At 46.1% G+C, this 19259-nt stretch carries 17 protein-coding genes, 1 tRNA gene, 3 rRNA genes and 1 other annotated feature; of the genes, 20 read left to right on the top strand and 1 reads right to left on the bottom strand.

Features of this window, described 5'->3' with window-relative positions; translation table 11 throughout:
- Nucleotides 1-119 precede the first annotated feature (119 nt).
- The 3 genes from V1225_RS00915 to V1225_RS00905 are packed head-to-tail and all read left to right on the top strand — an operon-like array spanning nucleotide 120 to nucleotide 4248.
- On the top strand, nucleotides 120-878 hold the full coding sequence (locus V1225_RS00915) for an SDR family oxidoreductase (protein WP_251631943.1): 759 nt from the start codon (nucleotides 120-122) through the stop codon (nucleotides 876-878).
- 30 nt (nucleotides 879-908) lie between these two features.
- Nucleotides 909-3281, top strand: coding sequence for a formate C-acetyltransferase/glycerol dehydratase family glycyl radical enzyme (locus tag V1225_RS00910; RefSeq protein ID WP_161909437.1), 2373 nt, complete (start codon nucleotides 909-911; stop codon nucleotides 3279-3281).
- Nucleotides 3282-3312: 31 nt separating this feature from the next.
- Nucleotides 3313-4248, top strand: a complete 936-nt coding sequence (locus V1225_RS00905) for a glycyl-radical enzyme activating protein (protein WP_338547229.1) — start codon at nucleotides 3313-3315, stop codon at nucleotides 4246-4248.
- Nucleotides 4249-4347: 99 nt separating this feature from the next.
- Here the strand turns inward: V1225_RS00905 and V1225_RS00900 are convergent, their stop codons facing one another.
- Nucleotides 4348-5157: an ion transporter gene (locus V1225_RS00900; protein WP_161909436.1), complete on the bottom strand. Its 810-nt coding sequence runs from the start codon at nucleotides 5155-5157 to the stop codon at nucleotides 4348-4350.
- A 453-nt stretch (nucleotides 5158-5610) separates the two neighbouring features.
- On the opposite strand from V1225_RS00900, the gene rpmG reads away from it, so the two are divergent.
- The 17 genes from rpmG (at nucleotide 5611) to V1225_RS00815 (ending at nucleotide 19200) form a co-directional block, all read left to right on the top strand.
- Nucleotides 5611-5760 (top strand): 50S ribosomal protein L33, encoded by a 150-nt coding sequence (rpmG, locus tag V1225_RS00895; RefSeq protein WP_034813889.1) that lies wholly within the window; start codon nucleotides 5611-5613, stop codon nucleotides 5758-5760.
- A 12-nt stretch (nucleotides 5761-5772) separates the two neighbouring features.
- Nucleotides 5773-6012, top strand: a complete 240-nt coding sequence (secE, locus tag V1225_RS00890; protein ID WP_161909435.1) for a preprotein translocase subunit SecE — start codon at nucleotides 5773-5775, stop codon at nucleotides 6010-6012.
- A 62-nt stretch (nucleotides 6013-6074) separates the two neighbouring features.
- Complete coding sequence (gene nusG / locus V1225_RS00885) at nucleotides 6075-6611, top strand: transcription termination/antitermination protein NusG (protein WP_243151119.1); 537 nt, start codon at nucleotides 6075-6077, stop codon at nucleotides 6609-6611.
- A gap of 28 nt (nucleotides 6612-6639) precedes the next feature.
- Entirely contained in the window at nucleotides 6640-7065 is a 426-nt protein-coding gene (gene rplK / locus V1225_RS00880; RefSeq protein ID WP_160203239.1) for a 50S ribosomal protein L11, read from the top strand.
- A 72-nt stretch (nucleotides 7066-7137) separates the two neighbouring features.
- Nucleotides 7138-7833: a 50S ribosomal protein L1 gene (gene rplA / locus V1225_RS00875; RefSeq protein ID WP_160203238.1), complete on the top strand. Its 696-nt coding sequence runs from the start codon at nucleotides 7138-7140 to the stop codon at nucleotides 7831-7833.
- Between the two features lie 5 nt (nucleotides 7834-7838).
- Nucleotides 7839-7955 (top strand) — a sequence feature (ribosomal protein L10 leader region).
- 54 nt (nucleotides 7956-8009) lie between these two features.
- The gene (gene rplJ, locus V1225_RS00870) at nucleotides 8010-8504 is read left to right on the top strand and encodes a 50S ribosomal protein L10 (RefSeq protein ID WP_160203237.1); all 495 of its coding nucleotides are present in this window, start codon (nucleotides 8010-8012) and stop codon (nucleotides 8502-8504) included.
- Nucleotides 8505-8571: 67 nt separating this feature from the next.
- Nucleotides 8572-8937, top strand: coding sequence for a 50S ribosomal protein L7/L12 (gene rplL, locus V1225_RS00865; RefSeq protein WP_160203236.1), 366 nt, complete (start codon nucleotides 8572-8574; stop codon nucleotides 8935-8937).
- 663 nt (nucleotides 8938-9600) lie between these two features.
- Nucleotides 9601-11116, top strand: a 16S ribosomal RNA gene (locus V1225_RS00860).
- A 34-nt stretch (nucleotides 11117-11150) separates the two neighbouring features.
- Nucleotides 11151-11226: transfer RNA gene (locus V1225_RS00855), tRNA-Ala, on the top strand.
- A 311-nt stretch (nucleotides 11227-11537) separates the two neighbouring features.
- Nucleotides 11538-14428: ribosomal RNA gene (locus V1225_RS00850) — 23S ribosomal RNA — on the top strand.
- Between the two features lie 190 nt (nucleotides 14429-14618).
- Nucleotides 14619-14735, top strand: a 5S ribosomal RNA gene (gene rrf, locus V1225_RS00845).
- Together the 16S, 23S and 5S rRNA genes with 1 tRNA gene alongside form the textbook arrangement of a ribosomal RNA operon.
- 674 nt (nucleotides 14736-15409) lie before the next feature.
- Entirely contained in the window at nucleotides 15410-16030 is a 621-nt protein-coding gene (gene tmk / locus V1225_RS00840; RefSeq protein WP_160202912.1) for a dTMP kinase, read from the top strand.
- A 5-nt stretch (nucleotides 16031-16035) separates the two neighbouring features.
- Nucleotides 16036-16845 carry a hypothetical protein gene (locus V1225_RS00835; protein WP_251614257.1) on the top strand — a complete coding sequence of 270 codons (810 nt, stop codon included), beginning with the start codon at nucleotides 16036-16038 and terminating at the stop codon, nucleotides 16843-16845.
- A 4-nt stretch (nucleotides 16846-16849) separates the two neighbouring features.
- On the top strand, nucleotides 16850-17776 hold the full coding sequence (locus V1225_RS00830; protein ID WP_160202910.1) for a stage 0 sporulation family protein: 927 nt from the start codon (nucleotides 16850-16852) through the stop codon (nucleotides 17774-17776).
- 3 nt (nucleotides 17777-17779) lie between these two features.
- Entirely contained in the window at nucleotides 17780-18514 is a 735-nt protein-coding gene (locus V1225_RS00825) for a tRNA1(Val) (adenine(37)-N6)-methyltransferase (RefSeq protein WP_160202909.1), read from the top strand.
- Nucleotides 18515-18580: 66 nt separating this feature from the next.
- Entirely contained in the window at nucleotides 18581-18934 is a 354-nt protein-coding gene (locus V1225_RS00820; protein WP_160202908.1) for a hypothetical protein, read from the top strand.
- Between the two features lie 23 nt (nucleotides 18935-18957).
- Nucleotides 18958-19200: an AbrB/MazE/SpoVT family DNA-binding domain-containing protein gene (locus V1225_RS00815; protein WP_160202907.1), complete on the top strand. Its 243-nt coding sequence runs from the start codon at nucleotides 18958-18960 to the stop codon at nucleotides 19198-19200.
- Nucleotides 19201-19259: the final 59 nt, after the last annotated feature.

Here is a 19259-nt window from a genome sequence, read left to right as displayed (position 1 = left end):
GCGCAATATAATTGATTTTTACGGCAAAATAATTGTTGAATATGGGGATAAATCTAATTAGAATAAGATTAATAAGACTGACATAGTGTCTGCAAGGGCAGATGATAGAAGGAGGAACTATGATGAGTAATGAAGTAAGAGTTGCGGTTGTAACAGGTGCGTCCGGTGGAATCGGTTCCGCAATTGTAAAGAAATTTTATGAGAATGGATACAGTGTGGCAATGTGTGATATCAACGAAGAAGCGCTGAAAGCAGTTGCAGCTGATTTGAAATTAGATGAAGCAAGAGTTGCGATCTGTCCGGTGAATATTACAGAGGAAGAACAGGTTATCGCAACCATCGCGGCGGTCAAGGAAAGATTCGGGAGAATCGATGCGCTGGTCAACGTAGCGGCTATCATTGGCGAATATGGCTTGACTGTTGACTGCACGTTAGATAACTTCAAAAATATTTACAACGTAAACGTATTTGGCACTTTTGCAATGATGAAGCATACCCTGCCAATCATGCTGGAGCAGAAGCACGGCAATATCGTAAACTTCGGTTCCGTTTCCGGTATGAGCGGTTATACCTGCGAAATCGGTTACGGTTCCAGCAAATGGGCTGTCATCGGTATGACTAAGAACGTTGCCAACGAATATGGACAGTACGGCATTCGCTCCAACTCCATTTCACCGGGCTGGGTCAATACCGCTATGTTCCAAAAATCTGTAGCGGATTTTGCTGACATGGAAGATGCAAGCATCACCCTTGGGCCTCTGGGACGTCCTGCAGAACCGTACGAAATGGCAGATATCGTTTATTTCATGTGCCAGCCGGAAGCAAACTTCCTCAATGGATCCAACGTGCTTGCTGACGGCGGTATGATGCTTGGCTAAACCAATATCGAAGAAAGGGGATTTAAACTTATGTTAAATGAAAGATTGACGCGGATGAGAAACAAGCTGTGGAATACCCGTCCATGCATTACGGCGGAACGGCTTGTTCTCGCCACAGAAGCGTATCAGAAATTTGCAGGCGATGCGATTCCGGTATTCCGGGCGAGAGTTGTCAACTACATTATGGAAAATATGACGACGCTGATTATGGAAGATGAACTGATTGTTGGTACGGCGACCAACAAATACAGAGGTGCAAACTTGCACCCGGAATTTCAGTCCAGCTCTTGGTATATCAGTGATATTAACGAGTTCGCAACCAGAACCAAAGACCCATATGATATTTCAGAAGAAGACAAGAAGCTGATTCTGGAATATCTGCCGTACTGGGAAGGCAGATCCATGGAAGACATGTCCAAGACAGCCCTTCCTGCGCATATCGAGGAATGCATCCAGGACGATATTATTACGGTCGGTCTGAGAAATGGCGTTTCCGGCGAAACCACCTGCGACCACGAAAAACTTTTGACCATCGGTCTGCGAGGTTACATGGAAGAATGTCAGGCGAACATCGATAATATGATCTGCGAATGTCAGGCAGACGAAGAAAAGGTCAACTTCTGGCAGGCGTGCATCATTCAGTGCCAGGGTCTGATTACCTATGCCCACAGAATGGCAGAGGAAGCAGAACGGCAGGCAGCAGAATGTAAAGATGAAAAGAGAAAGCAAGAACTTCTCGGCATCGCTGCAAACTGCCGCGTGGTACCGGAAAATCCACCGCAGACATTCTGGCAGGCGCTGCAGATGATTTGGTTTGCACACGTATACTTCCATATCGAAGTCTGCACCACCGCAAACGGATACGGCAGATTTGACCAGTACATGTGGCCTTACTACAAAAAAGACGTCATCGACGAAAAGAATATTACACAGGAAGAAGCGATGGAAATGCTGGAATGCCTGTACCTGAAATCCTGCGAGGTTTACGAAGTCAGAGATAAATGGTACGCGACTTCCTTCGCCGGTTATCCGATGTGGGAAATCCTGCTGGTCGGCGGTCAGACCCCGGACGGCAAAGACGCCACTAACGAACTGTCCTATCTGTGTCTGGAAGCCGCAAATCAGCTGAAGACGACTCAGCCGGTTATGGGCGTAAGAGTTTGGGAAGGTACACCGGAAGATCTGATTCGCAAAGGCTGCGAAATGATTCAGGACGGTCAGGCAAACCCTGGATTCTTCAACGACGATGTTGCGATGAAGATGACCCTGGGCAAAGGCTGCACCATGGAAGAGGCCAGAGACTGGACCATCGTAGGATGTATTCAGCCGGGTCCTGGCGGCGGTTCCACAGACGGTTCACCGGATGCAGGCTATGTCAACATGGGTAAAATGCTGGAGTTCGTACTCCACAACGGTGTTGATCCGTCCACCGGTAAGCTGATGGGACTTCAGACAGGAGATCCAAGAGACTTTAAAAATATCGATGATTTGAAGGATGCGCTGAAGAAACAGATTCTGCACCACTACAAGTTGGTTGCAACCGGTTATAAAGTGATGCAGAGCATGCATATGACCAGATTCCCGGTGATTTTTGCGGGCATGGTGACCAAAGGCTGTGTAGAAAGCGGTAAGTCCGTACAGCACGGCGGTGCAAAGTATACCACTGCAGGCATGTACGTTACCGGCGCAGCAAACCTGGCTGACTCTATCGTTGCCATCGAAAAGTGTGTATTTGAAGACAAAGACATCACCATGGATGAGCTGATTACTGCCATCGACAAGAACTTTGAGGGCGAGGAAAGAATGCGTCAGCTGCTTTTGAACAAACCTGCGAAATTCGGCAACGATGATGAGCACGTAGACGGCGTTTATAAGGAAATGATGCACTTTATCGCGGATAACGTGCAGACCTGGCCGGATGCAAGAGGCGGCTGGTTCTCCTTTAACGTACACTCTCAGACTGTAAACGTTTCTCACGGTATGGTCTGCGGTGCAACCCCTGACGGAAGACTGGCAGGAGAGCCGTTCTGCGACAACGCTTCTCCGATGATGGGACGCGATACCAGCGGTCCGACTGCCACTGTAAAATCTGTTGCTTCCATGGGTCAGGATAAATTCCACGACGGTGCGCTGTTCAACCTGCGCTTTGACCCGAAGGGCGTAGAAGGCGAAAAGGGGCTGCAGAGAATTGAAGGAGTTATTAAAACTTACTTCAATAATGGCGGTAACCACATTCAGATTAACGTAGTAGACGATGAAACCCTGAAAGCAGCACAGAAAGATCCAGAGCATTACAAGGGTCTGATGGTTCGTGTAGCAGGCTATATGGCTTACTTTACAGAACTTGACAAGAGCGCGCAGGATACCATTATCTACAGAACGACCCACTTTAAAGAGGCGTAAGACTTTAGAATTTTAACATTTGGAGACGAAGATGGAAAACAAAGAAATGACGGCGTTAGTCGGATCCATACAGAAATTCAGCACGGAAGACGGACCGGGCATCAGAACCACAGTGTTTCTCAAAGGCTGTCCTCTGGACTGCGCCTGGTGCCACAATCCGGAGCTTATTGACTTTGCGCAGCAGGTCATCGAGATGCCTAACAGTTGCATTAAATGCGGCTACTGCGTGAAAGACTGTCCGAAGCACGCTGTCTTCGTCGACAGTGAAAATGTAATTAAAATTAACCGGGAACTTTGCGACAGCTGCATGGAGTGCACAAAGATTTGCTATGCAAGAGCGCTTCTGCCTGTCGCCAAGACCATGACCGTGTCGGAAGTTCTAAAGGAAGTAGAAAAAGATATGGGCTTTTATGAGACCACTGGCGGAGGGATGACTGTCAGCGGCGGTGAGATGCTTGCTCAGCCGGAGTTTGTAAATGCTTTGGTGGATGGGGCGGCAGACCTTGATATTCCTGTCTGTTTGGATACTTCCGGCTTTGGAAATGGGGATTGGCTTGTGAAACTTTCCGAAAAAGCAAATGTCACCCATGTGCTTTATGACATGAAATCCATCGACGATGCAGTGCATCAGGCGTATGTGGGGCAGAGCAATCAGGTGATTTTAGAAAATTTGTCGAATCTTGCCGCGTCCCCTGAGACTTGCGAGAAGCTGCAGATGCGCATGCCGCTTATTAGCGGCGTCAACGACACGTGGGAAATCATCGAGAAAACGGCGGCATTTTATAAAGACCATGGCATCAAACGGGTCACTCTGCTGCCTTATCACAACCTGGGTATTTCCAAGAAAAAGCATATCGGCGGCGAGCAGATGCAGTTTGAACCGCCTACAGACGAATACGTGGAGGAAATCAAAGCCTATTTTGAAGCACACGCCGGGATGGAAGTGGAGATTCTGGGAAAACTGTAGTTTAAGAAAAAGTGTAAAAGCCAGCTGGGCAGTGATGCCGGCTGGCTTTTTGTGCGTGTGAGGAAAACGGTGCATCTGTCGAATGACTGACTTTGCATATCAATGCAGTTTGCGCCCACAGCCGGGGCAATAGCGGATGTCTTCTGGCTTTTCCTTTTTTTGTTCTGTCTGCGCCACAAAACCGGCGGAAAGGATACCGGTAGGAATGGCGACCATGCCGACGCCGAGGAACGTGAGAATGACGCCGCAGACTTTGCCAGCAAGGGTAACCGGCACCATATCCCCGTAGCCGACGGTGAGCAGTGTGTTAGCCGCCCACCAGAAGCCGGAAAAGGCATTGGAAAATACCTCCGGCTGTGCTTCGTGCTCCAGACCGTACATTAAAAGGGAGGCGGTAATCATTAAAATTAGAACGATGAATATGGAAGACAGAAGTTGCCCTCTTTTTTTCTTTAAGACAGTAGCAATCGCTTTTAGTGGATCGGCATAGTGTTGTATGCGGAAAATACGCAGGATTCGGATGATGCGGAACATGCGCAGTACGACGGCACTTTTTGCAAAAAAGAAAGGGAGATAGTAAGGCACGCAGGAGAGGAAATCCACCATGCCCGCCCAGGAAAAGATGAATTTTATCCGCGCACGAGAAACGGAAACACCTCGGTATAGATAAGAGGCGGTCCAGATACGTAGAATATAGTCTATGGTAAAAAATGCTACCGTAACGCCTTCTGCGGCGCGCATTGTCGTCAGATAAGGCGCAGACTCCGGAAAGGTCTCAAACAGCGCAATAAAAATATTGACAAGAACAGCAGTAACCAGCGCTAAATCATAAACTCTGCTGGGAATATCGCTGCGGCTGCCTACCTGAATAATGGTAAAAACTCGTTTCTTTTTGTTGATGGTGTCCATAGTATGGCGCTCTCCTTTTCTGATGCATTCTTCTTCTATTATATAGTCCATAGTGAAAAAATCAATAGACAGGAGGGATGGGCATAACGAACCGCTAAAAATCGTTTAGAACTGCTTGGATGCTGACAATACTGACATTTCCACGGATTTTTGTCAGTTCTGTTAGCATTTCGACTGCGCGGGGTTAGGGTTTTGCTGATATTTTGTCAGCGTCAATACCTCAGAAACGCTTCACATGGTTGACGTGTGGGAGGCGCAGAATAAACCAAAGCGATTTATAGACCAGGCTGGCGCGTGAGGAAAAGAAAAGTAAAGAATATTTTTGAAAGAAATTCAAAAAAACATTGACATTGACAGTGCGCTTTGATACACTTAATAAGCAACTTTATGATTATTCGTAACAGAGCTGGTTCCCCTGGCTCTGAATTTTGAGTTAAACGGAGGACAATCGACATGAGAGTTAAAGTTACATTAGCATGCACTGAGTGCAAGCAGAGAAACTACAATACCATGAAAAACAAGAAGAACGATCCTGATCGTATCGAGTTAAAGAAGTATTGCAAATTCTGCAAAAAAGAGACTCTTCACAAGGAGACTAAATAAGGAGAATTCATCATGGCAAACAAAGACCAAGTTAAGAAGGCAGCAGACAAAGCCAAGAAGACCGGCGCCAAGGATTATTTCAAAGGTATTAAGCTGGAGATGGGCAAAGTCGTATGGCCTACCAGAAAGGAACTGGGCACCTTTACAGGTGTGGTAATTGCTACATGTGCCGTTTTCGCACTGGGATTCTGGTTAATTGATACAGGTGTATTGGCTGCTCTGAGAGCGGTTTTAGGTATCACCCTAAACTAATTTAAGAGAAGAAGGTACGTAATATGTCTGATATTGAAAACAACAATGTAGCTTCTCCTTTGATGGGAGAAGGTATTAGAGGCGATGGCCAGGCCAAGTGGTATGTGGTGCATACCTATTCGGGTCATGAAAACAAAGTAAAAGTGAATATCGAGAAGATGGTTGAAAACCGCGGTATGCAGGATTTAATTTTAGACATCATCGTGCCGACAGAAGACAGAGTCGAAATCAAAGACGGCCAGAGAAAAATTAAAACCAGGAAGATGTTTCCGGGTTATGTAATTATAAAGATGATTGTTACCAATGAATCCTGGTATCTTGTGAGAAATACGCAGGGTGTTACCGGGTTCGTAGGTCATGGCTCCGACCCTATTCCATTGACTGACGAAGAAGTCGCCAGAATGGGAATAGAAAAAGTTTACATCGATCTGGACGTTGAAATTGGAGATACAGTACGTGTCATCAATGGACCTTTCGAAAGCTTCATGGGTGAAGTGATGGAAATCAACAAAGAGAAACAGGTACTGACTGTCAAAGTTTCAATGTTCGGTAGAGATACCCCTGTTGAACTTGAGTTTGGACAGGTAGACAAACTATAGCACAGACTATAGAGAAAGGAGAAGAAAGATGGCTAAAAAAGTTGAAGGTTATATTAAACTTCAGATTGCGGCCGGCAATGCTACTCCAGCACCTCCGGTAGGACCTGCACTGGGTCAGAAGGGCGTGAACATCATGGACTTCTGTAAACAGTTCAATGCCAGAACACAGGATCAGCCGGGAATGATTATTCCTGTAGTGATTACTGTATATGCGGACAGATCTTTCACTTTTGTGACGAAGACACCGCCGGCAGCAGTTTTACTGAAGAAAGCAGCAGGATTAGATGCAGCATCCGGAGAACCTAACAAGAAAAAAGTTGCTACACTGACTTATGCACAGGTAGAAGAAATCGCAAAGACAAAGATGCCAGACCTGAACGCAGCAACCCTTGAAGCAGCAACAGACATGATCAAGGGAACTGCAAGAAGCATGGGAATCGTTGTTGAAGGCTAATGAGATGGGAGACCGAGACTTGCACAAGAAAAGACAAGTAGAGGTTGTTAGTACCACAAGGAGGTAAGAAACATGCCAAAAAGAGGCAAAGGTTACAAAGAAGCAGCTGCTAAATTTGAAAAAGCAAAGCTGCACGAAGTAAGTGAAGCGATGAAACTCGCTTGCGAAACTTCCAGAGCTAAGTTTGACGAAACTGTAGAAGTACACGTAAAACTTGGTGTAGACGGAAGACATGCTGACCAGCAGGTTAGAGGTGCAATTGTACTGCCTAACGGAACTGGTAAAAGTGTAAAAGTTTTAGTATTTGCAAAAGGTCCTAAGGCTGAAGAAGCTGAAAAGGCCGGTGCAGACTACGTTGGAGCAGAAGAACTGGCTCAGAAGATTCAGACTGAAAACTGGTTCGATTTTGACGTAGTAGTTGCTACACCTGACATGATGGGTGTTGTTGGTAGATTAGGTAAAGTTTTAGGTCCTAAGGGATTAATGCCAAACCCTAAATCAGGCACAGTAACAATGGATCTTGAGAAAGCATTAGCAGAGATTAAAGCTGGTAAAGTTGAATATCGTCTGGATAAGCAGAACATCATCCATACTCCAATCGGAAAGAGCTCATTTGGTCCGGAAAAGCTGGAAGAAAACTTCAAAGCACTTCTGGAAGCAATCGTAAAAGCAAAACCGGCTACTGCAAAAGGTCAGTATCTGAGAAGCGTTACCGTTGCAGCTACAATGGGTCCTGGAATCAAAATCAATCCGGCACTGATTGGCTAATCAAAACTAAATTTGAGATTTAACCGTAGACAGCGGGTGCCTTTTAAGGCTTAATTTCCCGCCGAGGTACAATATATAGATATTGACCCTGTCTACAAAGGCAGGGTTTCCTTTATTTATTGCGTACCATATTCGCGAGTTGCCCTTGAGCAATTCCAGAAAGGAGAATAAAAAGTATGTCAGTAGAAGCTAAACAGCAGAAACAGGTAATCATTGACGAAATTAAAGCTAAGCTGGAAAATGCACAGGCCGCAGTCGTAGTTGACTATATGGGCATCAACGTTGCAGAAGCTGATGCTATGAGAAAGAAACTTCGTGAAGCAAACGTTGATTATACCGTTTACAAGAACACTTTAATCAAAAGAGCAATCGAAGGAACTGATTATGCTCCCCTTGCAGAAGTACTTGACGGACCAAGCGCACTGGCTATCAGCACAGAAGATGCAACTGCTCCGGCAAGAACTCTTAACGAGTTAATCAAAGAATACAAAAAAATGGAATTCAAAGCAGGTGTTGTAGAAGGTACTTACTATGATAAAGCAGGTATCGAACAGGTTGCAGACATTCCGTCCAGAGATGTACTCATTGCTAAATTTATGGGCAGCATCCAGTCACCAGTTAGCAAGTTTGTCAGAACTTTGGCAGCAATTGCTGAAGAAAAGGAAGCGTAAAGCTTTCGCATGGTGCTCATGCACCGAATTTAAAGTGAATTAAAATCGAAATAAAGGAGAAAAGAAAATGAATAAAGAACAGATCATTGAAGCTATCAAAGCGATGTCCGTTTTAGAATTAAACGAATTAGTTAAAGCTTGCGAAGAAGAATTTGGCGTATCCGCAGCAGCTCCAGTAGCAGTAGCAGGCGCAGTAGCAGGCGGTGCTGCTGAAGAAGAACAGTCCGAATTCACAGTAGTTCTGGCTGAAGTAGGCGCAGAAAAGATTAAGGTTATCAAGGCTGTTAGAGAAATTACCGGTCTGGGCCTGAAAGAAGCTAAAGAAGTTGTTGACGGTGCTCCTTCCAACCTCAAAGAGGGCGTTGACAAGGCTGAAGCAGAAGCAATCAAGGCTCAGCTGGAAGAAGTTGGAGCTAAAGTTGAACTGAAATAGTTCTAATCAATAATAAAGCCAAGATTAGACGGGCTTCCTTTCGAGGAGGCCTGTTTTTATATACACTTTCCAAAGAAGGGTAGGCTCCTTGTCATTTTGCGCTTGCCAGGAGGCATAAAAAGGCGATGCGTGAAGTTTTTGGAAGACTAGCGACAAAGTTGCCGCATGCAGCATTAAACATGTGAAACAGGCATATAGAAGGTCTAAAGTTCAAAAAAGACATGAAAAAAGAGAAAAAGGTACTTGACGGAAGGGGAAAAGGGTGATATATTAAGAAAGCTGTCTTGCAGGGGGAACCCCACAGGCAGACTTGCCACAGAAAACTCCCAGAAAAGGAGAAGAAAAAAGCTCGAAAAAACTTCAAAAAAGAGGTTGACATAAGAGCCAAAGAGTGGTAAGATAAATAAGCTGTCGCAAGGACAGCAGTCCGCTTGAAAGAGCAGACAGAACCTAGACAACTTCATAGTGTAGAAATTTAGTCAAAACAAATTTGAACAATCAGCAAATTGGTAAGAGATTACTAGTTTGTGAGAGTTCGCGACAATTTCTTAAAAGAAGAACAATAATTCTAAGAAGAATATATTGCAAGAGCGCAAAGCGTTCAGAATCCGAACAAGGATATCTTAAGAAAGATATTTAAGACATTAGTCTTTGATATACCATTTAATTAAGAGTTTGATCCTGGCTCAGGATGAACGCTGGCGGCGTGCCTAACACATGCAAGTCGAGCGAGAAGCTGATGACAGATACTTCGGTTGAAGGAGTCAGTGGAAAGCGGCGGACGGGTGAGTAACGCGTAGGCAACCTGCCCTTTGCACAGGGATAGCCATTGGAAACGATGATTAAAACCTGATAACACCATTTGGTTACATGAGCAGATGGTCAAAGATTTATCGGCAAAGGATGGGCCTGCGTCTGATTAGCTAGTTGGTAAGGTAACGGCTTACCAAGGCGACGATCAGTAGCCGACCTGAGAGGGTGAACGGCCACATTGGAACTGAGACACGGTCCAAACTCCTACGGGAGGCAGCAGTGGGGAATATTGCACAATGGGCGAAAGCCTGATGCAGCAACGCCGCGTGAAGGAAGAAGGCCTTCGGGTCGTAAACTTCTGTCCTTGGGGAAGAAGAACTGACGGTACCCAAGGAGGAAGCCCCGGCTAACTACGTGCCAGCAGCCGCGGTAATACGTAGGGGGCAAGCGTTATCCGGAATTATTGGGCGTAAAGAGTACGTAGGTGGCAACCTAAGCGCAGGGTTTAAGGCAATGGCTCAACCATTGTTCGCCCTGCGAACTGGGATGCTTGAGTGCAGGAGAGGAAAGCGGAATTCCTAGTGTAGCGGTGAAATGCGTAGATATTAGGAGGAACACCAGTGGCGAAGGCGGCTTTCTGGACTGTAACTGACACTGAGGTACGAAAGCGTGGGGAGCAAACAGGATTAGATACCCTGGTAGTCCACGCCGTAAACGATGAGCACTAGGTGTCGGGGTCGCAAGACTTCGGTGCCGTAGTTAACGCATTAAGTGCTCCGCCTGGGGAGTACGCACGCAAGTGTGAAACTCAAAGGAATTGACGGGGACCCGCACAAGCAGCGGAGCATGTGGTTTAATTCGAAGCAACGCGAAGAACCTTACCAGGACTTGACATCCCTCTGACAGACCCTTAATCGGGTTTTTCTACGGACAGAGGAGACAGGTGGTGCATGGTTGTCGTCAGCTCGTGTCGTGAGATGTTGGGTTAAGTCCCGCAACGAGCGCAACCCTTGCCATTAGTTGCCAGCAGTAAGATGGGCACTCTAGTGGGACTGCCGGGGACAACTCGGAGGAAGGTGGGGATGACGTCAAATCATCATGCCCCTTATGTTCTGGGCTACACACGTGCTACAATGGCCGGTACAGAAAGCAGCGAAGTCGTGAGGCGGAGCAAATCTCGAAAACCGGTCCCAGTTCGGACTGCAGGCTGCAACTCGCCTGCACGAAGCCGGAGTTGCTAGTAATCGCGGATCAGAATGCCGCGGTGAATGCGTTCCCGGGTCTTGTACACACCGCCCGTCACACCATGGAAGTTGGGGGTGCCCAAAGCCGGCAAGGAAATATGCTGTCTAAGGCAAAACCAATGACTGGGGTGAAGTCGTAACAAGGTAGCCGTATCGGAAGGTGCGGCTGGATCACCTCCTTTCTAAGGAGACGAGATTTTTACACTATGAGTTCATGGGGAATTAGCTCAGCTGGGAGAGCACCTGCCTTGCACGCAGGGGGTCAAGGGTTCGAGCCCCTTATTCTCCACCAAGGTCGAAAGACCAAAGTACCTTGAAAACTGAATAACAAGAAACAAACACAGAAAAGAGAGAAATCGAGAAAATACACAAAGCATAGCGAAAGCAAGCGAAGGGTAGATTCTATGATTTCAACCGAGAAACCAGAAAAGATTCTTTAACAAAAATCCATGTGCAAGCGCTGTACATGGTACACAAAGAACCGCGAAGTTAGAATTCGGAGATGACGAGGCGCGCGAGTGAGCGAGGAAGGCGCATACATTGGTATGTAACTGAGGAGTGAGCGAGCAGCAACAAAGTCAGAACGGATTAAAACGAGCGAAAGGTCAAGTGAAGAAGAGCATAAGGCGGATGCCTTGGCACTGGGAGCCGACGAAGGACGTGACAAGCTGCGAAAAGCTGCGGGGAGGAGCAAATATCTGCTGATCCGCAGATATCCGAATGAGGGAACTCACCTGTGGTAATGCACAGGTATCCATAACTGAATCAATAGGTTATGAGAAGGAAACGCGGGGAACTGAAACATCTAAGTACCCGTAGGAAGAGAAAGAAACATCGATTTCCTAAGTAGCGGCGAGCGAAAGGGAAAGAGGCCAAACCGATAGCTTGCTATCGGGGTTGCGGACACTCAAGATGTATCCATTGTTGATAGTCGAATATGTTTGGAAAGGCAAACCGAAGAAGGTAAAAGTCCCGTAGACGAAATTGACAAGGAGCAGAGTGGATCCAGAGTAGGACCGGACACGTGAAACCCGGTCTGAAGCCGGGGGGCCCACCCCCCAAGCCTAAATACTACCCAGTGACCGATAGAGAATAGTACCGTGAGGGAAAGGTGAAAAGAACCCCGGGAGGGGAGTGAAAAAGAACCTGAAACCTTATGCTTACAAGCAGAGGGAGCGCAAGTGACCTCGTACTTTTTGTAGAACGGGCCAACGAGTTATGGTATGCAGCGAGGTTAAGGTGTAAAGCACTGGAGCCGAAGTGAAAGCGAGTCTTAATAGGGCGAGAAGTTGCATGCTGTAGACCCGAAACCGGGTGACCTATCCATGAGCAGGTTGAAGTAACTGTAAAAGGTTATGGAGGACCGAACCCATATCTGTTGAAAAAGGTTGGGATGACTTGTGGATAGCGGTGAAATTCCAATCGAACTCGGAGATAGCTGGTTCTCCTCGAAATAGCTTTAGGGCTAGCCTCACAGAAAGATACCCGGAGGTAGAGCACTGAATGTTCTAGGGGCCTTCACCGGTTACCGAAAACTATCAAACTCCGAATGCCGGAATATCATATGTGGGAGTCAGACTATGTGAGATAAGTTTCATAGTCGAAAGGGAAACAGCCCAGACCAACAGCTAAGGTCCCAAAATGTAAGTTAAGTGGAAAAGGATGTGGAGCTGCATAAACAGCTAGGATGTTGGCTTAGAAGCAGCCACTCATTTAAAGAGTGCGTAATAGCTCACTAGTCGAGTGGCTCTGCGCCGAAGATAAACGGGGCTAAAACTTACTACCGAAGCTTTGGATACAGAAATGTATGGTAGAGGAGCATCGTATACTGGGAAGAAGCAAATTCGTAAGGATTTGTGGACTGTATACGAGAGAGAATGTTGGCATGAGTAGCGCAAGGCAGGTGAGAATCCTGCCCGCCGAAAATCTAAGGATTCCTGAGGAAGGTTCGTCCGCTCAGGGTTAGTCGGGACCTAAGCCGAGGGCGAAAGCCGTAGGCGATGGATAACAGGCAGAGATTCCTGTACCACCGGAGGTCGTTTTAAGCGAAGTGGGGACACAGAAGGATAGACTGAGCACGCCGCTGGTAGAGCGTGTCCAAGCGTCGAGGTAGGCAATGTAGGCAAATCCGCATAGTCAATACTGAGGCGTTACGGGGTGGCAAGTAAGCCGGAAGCAGTCGATTTCACGCTGTCAAGAAAAGCCGCTAGCAAGACCCGAGGTGCCCGTACCGCAAACCGACACAGGTAGATGAGGAGAGAATCCTAAGGCGAGCGAGAGAACTATTGTTAAGGAACTCGGCAAAATGACCCCGTAACTTCGGGAGAAGGGGTGCCTGCTTCGGCAGGCCGCAGTGAAAAGGCCCAGGCAACTGTTTACCAAAAACACAGGTCTCTGCAAAAGCGAAAGCTGAAGTATAGGGGCTGACGCCTGCCCGGTGCTGGAAGGTTAAGGGGAAGTGTCATCCGTGAGGAGAAGCACAGAACTTAAGCCCCAGTAAACGGCGGCCGTAACTATAACGGTCCTAAGGTAGCGAAATTCCTTGTCGGGTAAGTTCCGACCCGCACGAAAGGCGTAATGATCTGGGCACTGTCTCAACAATAGACTCGGTGAAATTGTAGTACCGGTAAAGATGCCGGTTACCCGCAGCAGGACGGAAAGACCCCGTGGAGCTTTACTGTAGCTTGATATTGAGTTTCGGCGTTGCATGTACAGGATAGGTGGGAGACAAAGAGATCAGTACGCCAGTATTGGTGGAGTCACCGTTGGGATACCACCCTTGTAACGTTGGGATTCTAACCATGTATCGTAATCCGGTACTGGGACAGTGTCAGGTGGGCAGTTTGACTGGGGCGGTCGCCTCCTAAAGAGTAACGGAGGCGCCCAAAGGTTCCCTCAGCGCGGACGGAAATCGCGCGAAGAGTGCAAAGGCAGAAGGGAGCTTGACTGCAAGACAGACAAGTCGAGCAGGGACGAAAGTCGGGCTTAGTGATCCGGTGGTACCGAGTGGAAGGGCCATCGCTCAACGGATAAAAGCTACCCCGGGGATAACAGGCTGATACCCCCCAAGAGTTCACATCGACGGGGGTGTTTGGCACCTCGATGTCGGCTCGTCTCATCCTGGGGCTGAAGTAGGTCCCAAGGGTTGGGCTGTTCGCCCATTAAAGAGGTACGCGAGCTGGGTTCAGAACGTCGTGAGACAGTTCGGTCCCTATCCGCTGTGGGCGTTGGAGATTTGAGTGGAGCTGTCCTTAGTACGAGAGGACCGGGATGGACATACCTCTGGTGTACCAGTTGTTCTGCCAAGGGCATAGCTGGATAGCTACGTATGGAAGGGATAAGCGCTGAAAGCATCTAAGTGCGAAGCCCCCCACAAGAAGAGATCTCCTCCTAAAAGGTAAGACCCGTGGGAGACTACCACGTAGATAGGCCTCAGGTGGAAGTGCAGTAATGCATGTAGCTGAGAGGTACTAATCGGTCGAGAACTTGACCAGTGGTTTTACGAAGAGTTTGTTGATTGTTATTCAGATTTGAGGGTATATACCTCAAGAGAAAAGAAGCTGCGAAGAATTTTTCAAGAGCTGACGCGGCGTGCGAAGGAGCGAAGAGGGCACGTACTAGTGTACGTAACTGATGAGCGAAAGAGCAGCAACAAAGTCAGGATTGAAAAAGGCAAGCAGGAAATCCGGTGACAATAGCGGGGAGGATACACCTGTACCCATCTCGAACACAGAAGTTAAGCTCTCAAGCGCCGATGATACTTGGTGGGAAGCTGCCTGGGAAAGTAGGTCGTTGCCGGTTTCAGTAAAAAGCAAGTTACGAAGTAGCTTGCTTTTTTAGTGTCCGAAGGTCACGTCTGAAACGGGACAACAACGGGTAAGTTGAGTATGGGATTTTGGCTTGAGGTATGGGCGTAGTGCTGGTTTTAATAAATGTAACCTGCAGCATGAAACGATTTTTTGCTTTGCAGAATTTTGCTGTACTTCTGTTCAAAAAAAGGAAAATGATATTTTTGTAGGTCTAAAACTAGAAAAGTGGGGGTGCATATTCTATAGATAGTGATATATATTATTGGATTTTTGTCATTTTTTTAATATATATGCCTATGTAAATCCAGGCGGCTGGGTATGGGAATGTGGATTTTCCTTTTTTTGCGGAAGTAAAGGGTAGGTTTCTGCAATTCTTATTTTGCCTAACTTTAAGACAGGAGGCGGGTAGTGAAGATAGGGCAAATGGAAGGTCGTGAATCGCTGAATTTACAGTTTTTTACTCAGATAACAGGAAAGTCCTTTATCTCAATGGAGATTTGTGATATACTTATTCTGTATATTTGGGCGAACAGAAAGGATGGTCAGACAATGTTATTTTTGAAAATTATATTCTGTATTCTGCTTTGCTGTCCGTTAGCTTATGGAATTGCACTTCTTTTTATGAAAATGGTAGATGATGCAATTAAGAAGCACTAGGAGTAGGTTATGAAACGAGGACTTTTTATTACGCTGGAGGGACCGGACGGTTCCGGGAAGTCGACACAAATAGAGTTTTTAAAGGTATATTGTCAGGAAAGGGCTCTGCCATGCATATTTACCAGGGAGCCTGGAGGAACGGCCATCGGAGAGAAGCTCCGCAATATTATACTTGATAAAGAAAACCAGGAAATGTGTGATATGACAGAAGCTCTTCTTTATGCGGCGGCAAGAGCACAGCACGTGCAGCAGCTGATTAGACCGGCGTTAGATTCGGGTAGGATTGTAATTTGTGATCGTTTTATCGATTCCAGTATTGCTTATCAAGGCTATGGGAGAAATCTCGGTGATGTGGTGCGTGTCATCAATGAACTTGCTGTTGACGGGTGTATGCCCGATGTAACTTTTTTGATGGAACTTTCGCCGGAAATTGGAAAGTCCAGAATCAGAGAGGACAGTCAGGACAGGCTGGAGCAGGAAAAGTTGGAATTTCACGACAAAGTGTATGCGGGATATAAGGAGATTGCGAAATTTTATCCAGACCGGTTTGTAGAGATTGACGCGGGAAAAGATAAAGAAACCATTCGCGACATTATGTTTTCGCATCTTGATAGAATTTTGGAAGGCTAGTTTATATGTCATTAAGAGAGTATAAGGAGTTCGGAAGGCTGCCAGAGAGAATCAGCAGGGCGATTTCCTGCGGGAATGTGTCCCACGCCTATATCATAGAGGGCGACAGCTGTGTTGATAAGCGGAAATTTGCCAAGGATTTTGTAAAGGCAATTTTGTGTTCTTTAGAGCCAGGATTTGGCTGCGATCAATGTGTAGTTTGCCGGAAAATTGACCATGATAATTATGAGGACTTATATGCAGCACAGGCGGATGATTTTTCTGTAAAGGATGCCGCTATTTCGGCATTGCAGGAAAAACTTAAAAATAAACCGTCCGGTGGGATGAGAAATATAGCAATAATTGAAGATGCAGATACGATGACAGTGCGGGCACAGAATAGGCTTCTAAAGACGCTGGAAGAGCCTAATGACGGAACCGTAATTGTGCTTTTGTCTGAGAATACAGAGAACCTGCTGCAGACTATTACATCAAGGTGCATAATCTACAGGCTGGGGAATTTTATAAATAGCAATGAGAATTCTAATCTTTCCGGTGCAGAGGAAATCATGGAAATGATTTTTGCGGGGGCATACTTTTGTGACATAAAGGATCGTCTTGGAAAGATTGTCAAAGACCGAAAAGAGGCGTTTCAGCTTCTGGATGGGCTGGAACGGCTTTATCGCAGATATTTAACGGCGGACGGCCCGCAGGCGGTGAGAAAAGAAAAGCTAATTGCGAAGATTAAATATATAGAAGAGGCAAGGCGGGATTTGCTTGCCAATGTAAATTACAAATATGCAATCAGAAATCTGATATTGAAGCTTGGAGGGTAAGACTATGATAAAAGTAGCTGGAGTTAGATTTAAAAATGCCGGCAAAGTATATTATTTTGATCCGGACAATTTGGAAGTTGGTCTGGGCGATTCTGTCATCGTGGAGACTGCCAGAGGACTGGAGTTCGGTACAGTCACTATGGACATTACAGAAATCAAGGAAGAAGAAGTGGTGCAGCCACTAAAGAAAATTATTCGAATTGCAGGAGAAGAGGATATCAAGCGCCACGAGGAAAACGAGCGAAAGAAAGCTAAGGCACTGAAACTCTGTCAGGACAAAATCGACAAGCACCATCTGGAAATGAAGCTGATCGATGTGGAATATACCTTTGATAACAATAAAATTATCTTTTACTTTACTGCCGATGGCAGAGTAGACTTCAGAGAACTGGTAAAGGATCTGGCAGGTGTGTTCAAAATGCGTATCGAGTTGCGTCAGATTGGCGTGCGTGATGAGGCTAAAATGCTGGGAGGTATCGGTTCTTGCGGGAAAAGTCTGTGCTGCAATACATGGCTTTCCGATTTTGAACCGGTGTCTATTAAAATGGCGAAAGTACAGAATCTTTCTCTGAATCCGACGAAGATTTCCGGCATTTGTGGACGTCTAATGTGCTGCCTGAAGTATGAAAATGATGTCTATATGGAACTTCGAAAAGGACTTCCTGATAACGGAGAGAAAGTGAAGACTCGCGACGGCATGGGAAAGGTTGTGGATACCAATATTTTGGAGAGCAAAGTGCGGGTTAGGCTCTATACAGGTGAAAAAGATGACGATGGTGGTGAAAAACTGGGCACTGAAATCTTTACCTATAAAAAAGATGAAATTAGGAGACTAGGTCACAAGAAACATGGTGGTTCCCAGAACAATAATATTTTGGAGGACGTTGACGCTGAGTACATTGATGAACTAAAAGCTTTAATTAAGGAGTAGTTCATGGGACTTCGGATGGATAGAACAGGTTTTGGAGAGTTAGAGATTTTTCAAAATCCTGAGGAGTTTTGTTACGGTGTAGATGCAGTGCTTCTTGCGGATTTTGCTGCCAGTGGCGCGATGCGGCGGAAGCAGGCGTGCAGAATTATGGATTTGGGCACGGGAACGGGTATTGTTCCGCTGATTCTCAGTCATAAAACGCAGGCTGCATATATTGCTGGTATGGAAGTTCAAGAAAGCTCATGGGCTCTGGCAGAGAAAAACAGGCGGCACAATAGTTTGGAGCAGCGGCTGGAGTTTTTTCATCAGGATGTCAAGAATTTTGACAAATCTCAGTGCGGGACTTATGATGTAGTGACAACAAATCCACCCTACACCCAGGGAAGCTGCGGTATTGAAAGCAGCAATCGTGCAAAGGCAATCGCTCGCCATGAGACGACAGCCTCTTTGGATGATTTTGTAAAAACTGCTGCGGCGCTTTTGAAGGATAAAGGGGATTTCTATATGGTGCATAGACCGGGGCGGCTTGTAGATATTTGTGAAAGCTGCAGAAGGCATGGACTGGAGCCGAAGGAAATGCGCTTTGTTAGCGGGAGACCTTTGGAAAAACCTAACATCATGCTGGTACATTGCATAAAAAACGGAAACAAGGAGCTGCGACTACTAGACCCCATGTATGTGCATTGTGCAGATGGCAGCTATTCGGAGGAAATATTAAAAATATATGAGAAAAAATAAGAAATAGGTTGCTATTTTATGGAAAAAACGGTATAATAATCCATAGTCGGGATAAGGAGGTTTACTATGGTAACTATTGACATTAAGGCTACGCTGGTTTATCTGCTTTTTGCAGCTTTGATTGTACTGGTGATATATTTGATTATTATTGCAAAGAATCTAGTGAAGACAATCAAGGAAACCAATAAGATTTTGAGAGATGCCTCAGTAATCTCCGGTATTGCTGCGGATAAGGCAGAGCAGCTGGATGAGATGGTTGGAGACGTCCAATCTGCTGTCGCTGATATTTCAAAAGCAGTGAAAGGTCAGCAGAATCTGGTGGGTGCTGTATCCAATATTGTGAAGGCGTTTGGTTCTCTTGCTGCGATTTTTAGGAAAGAAGACGGCGAGGAGAATAGCAATAATAAAAAAAGTAAGTAAATGCAAGACGGAAAGGAGTTTTTATGAAAGCAACAGGGATTGTAAGACCGGTAGACGCACTCGGCAGAGTCGTGATTCCGGTAGAATTGAGAAGAAATTTAAATATTAAGACAGAGGATTCTCTGGAAATTTTCGTTGATGGTCAGTATATCATGTTGAAGAAATATGAGCCATCTTGTATTTTCTGCGGAGAAGTGGGAGATGTCAGATTAGTTCACGGTAAGACTGTGTGTGTTGACTGCATTGCAGAAATGAAAAAAATGTAGCTGCATGGAATAGAACATCTGCTAAAAGTCTGCTTCGGCAGACTTTTTTTTCATTTTTT

It is taken from the genome of Emergencia sp. JLR.KK010, assembly GCF_037018265.1.
In the GTDB taxonomy this organism is placed as follows: Bacteria; Bacillota; Clostridia; order Peptostreptococcales; family Anaerovoracaceae; genus Senimuribacter; species Senimuribacter intestinalis.
Note: the sequence above shows the minus strand (reverse complement) of the source record. Positions and strands in the feature narration are given on the sequence as shown.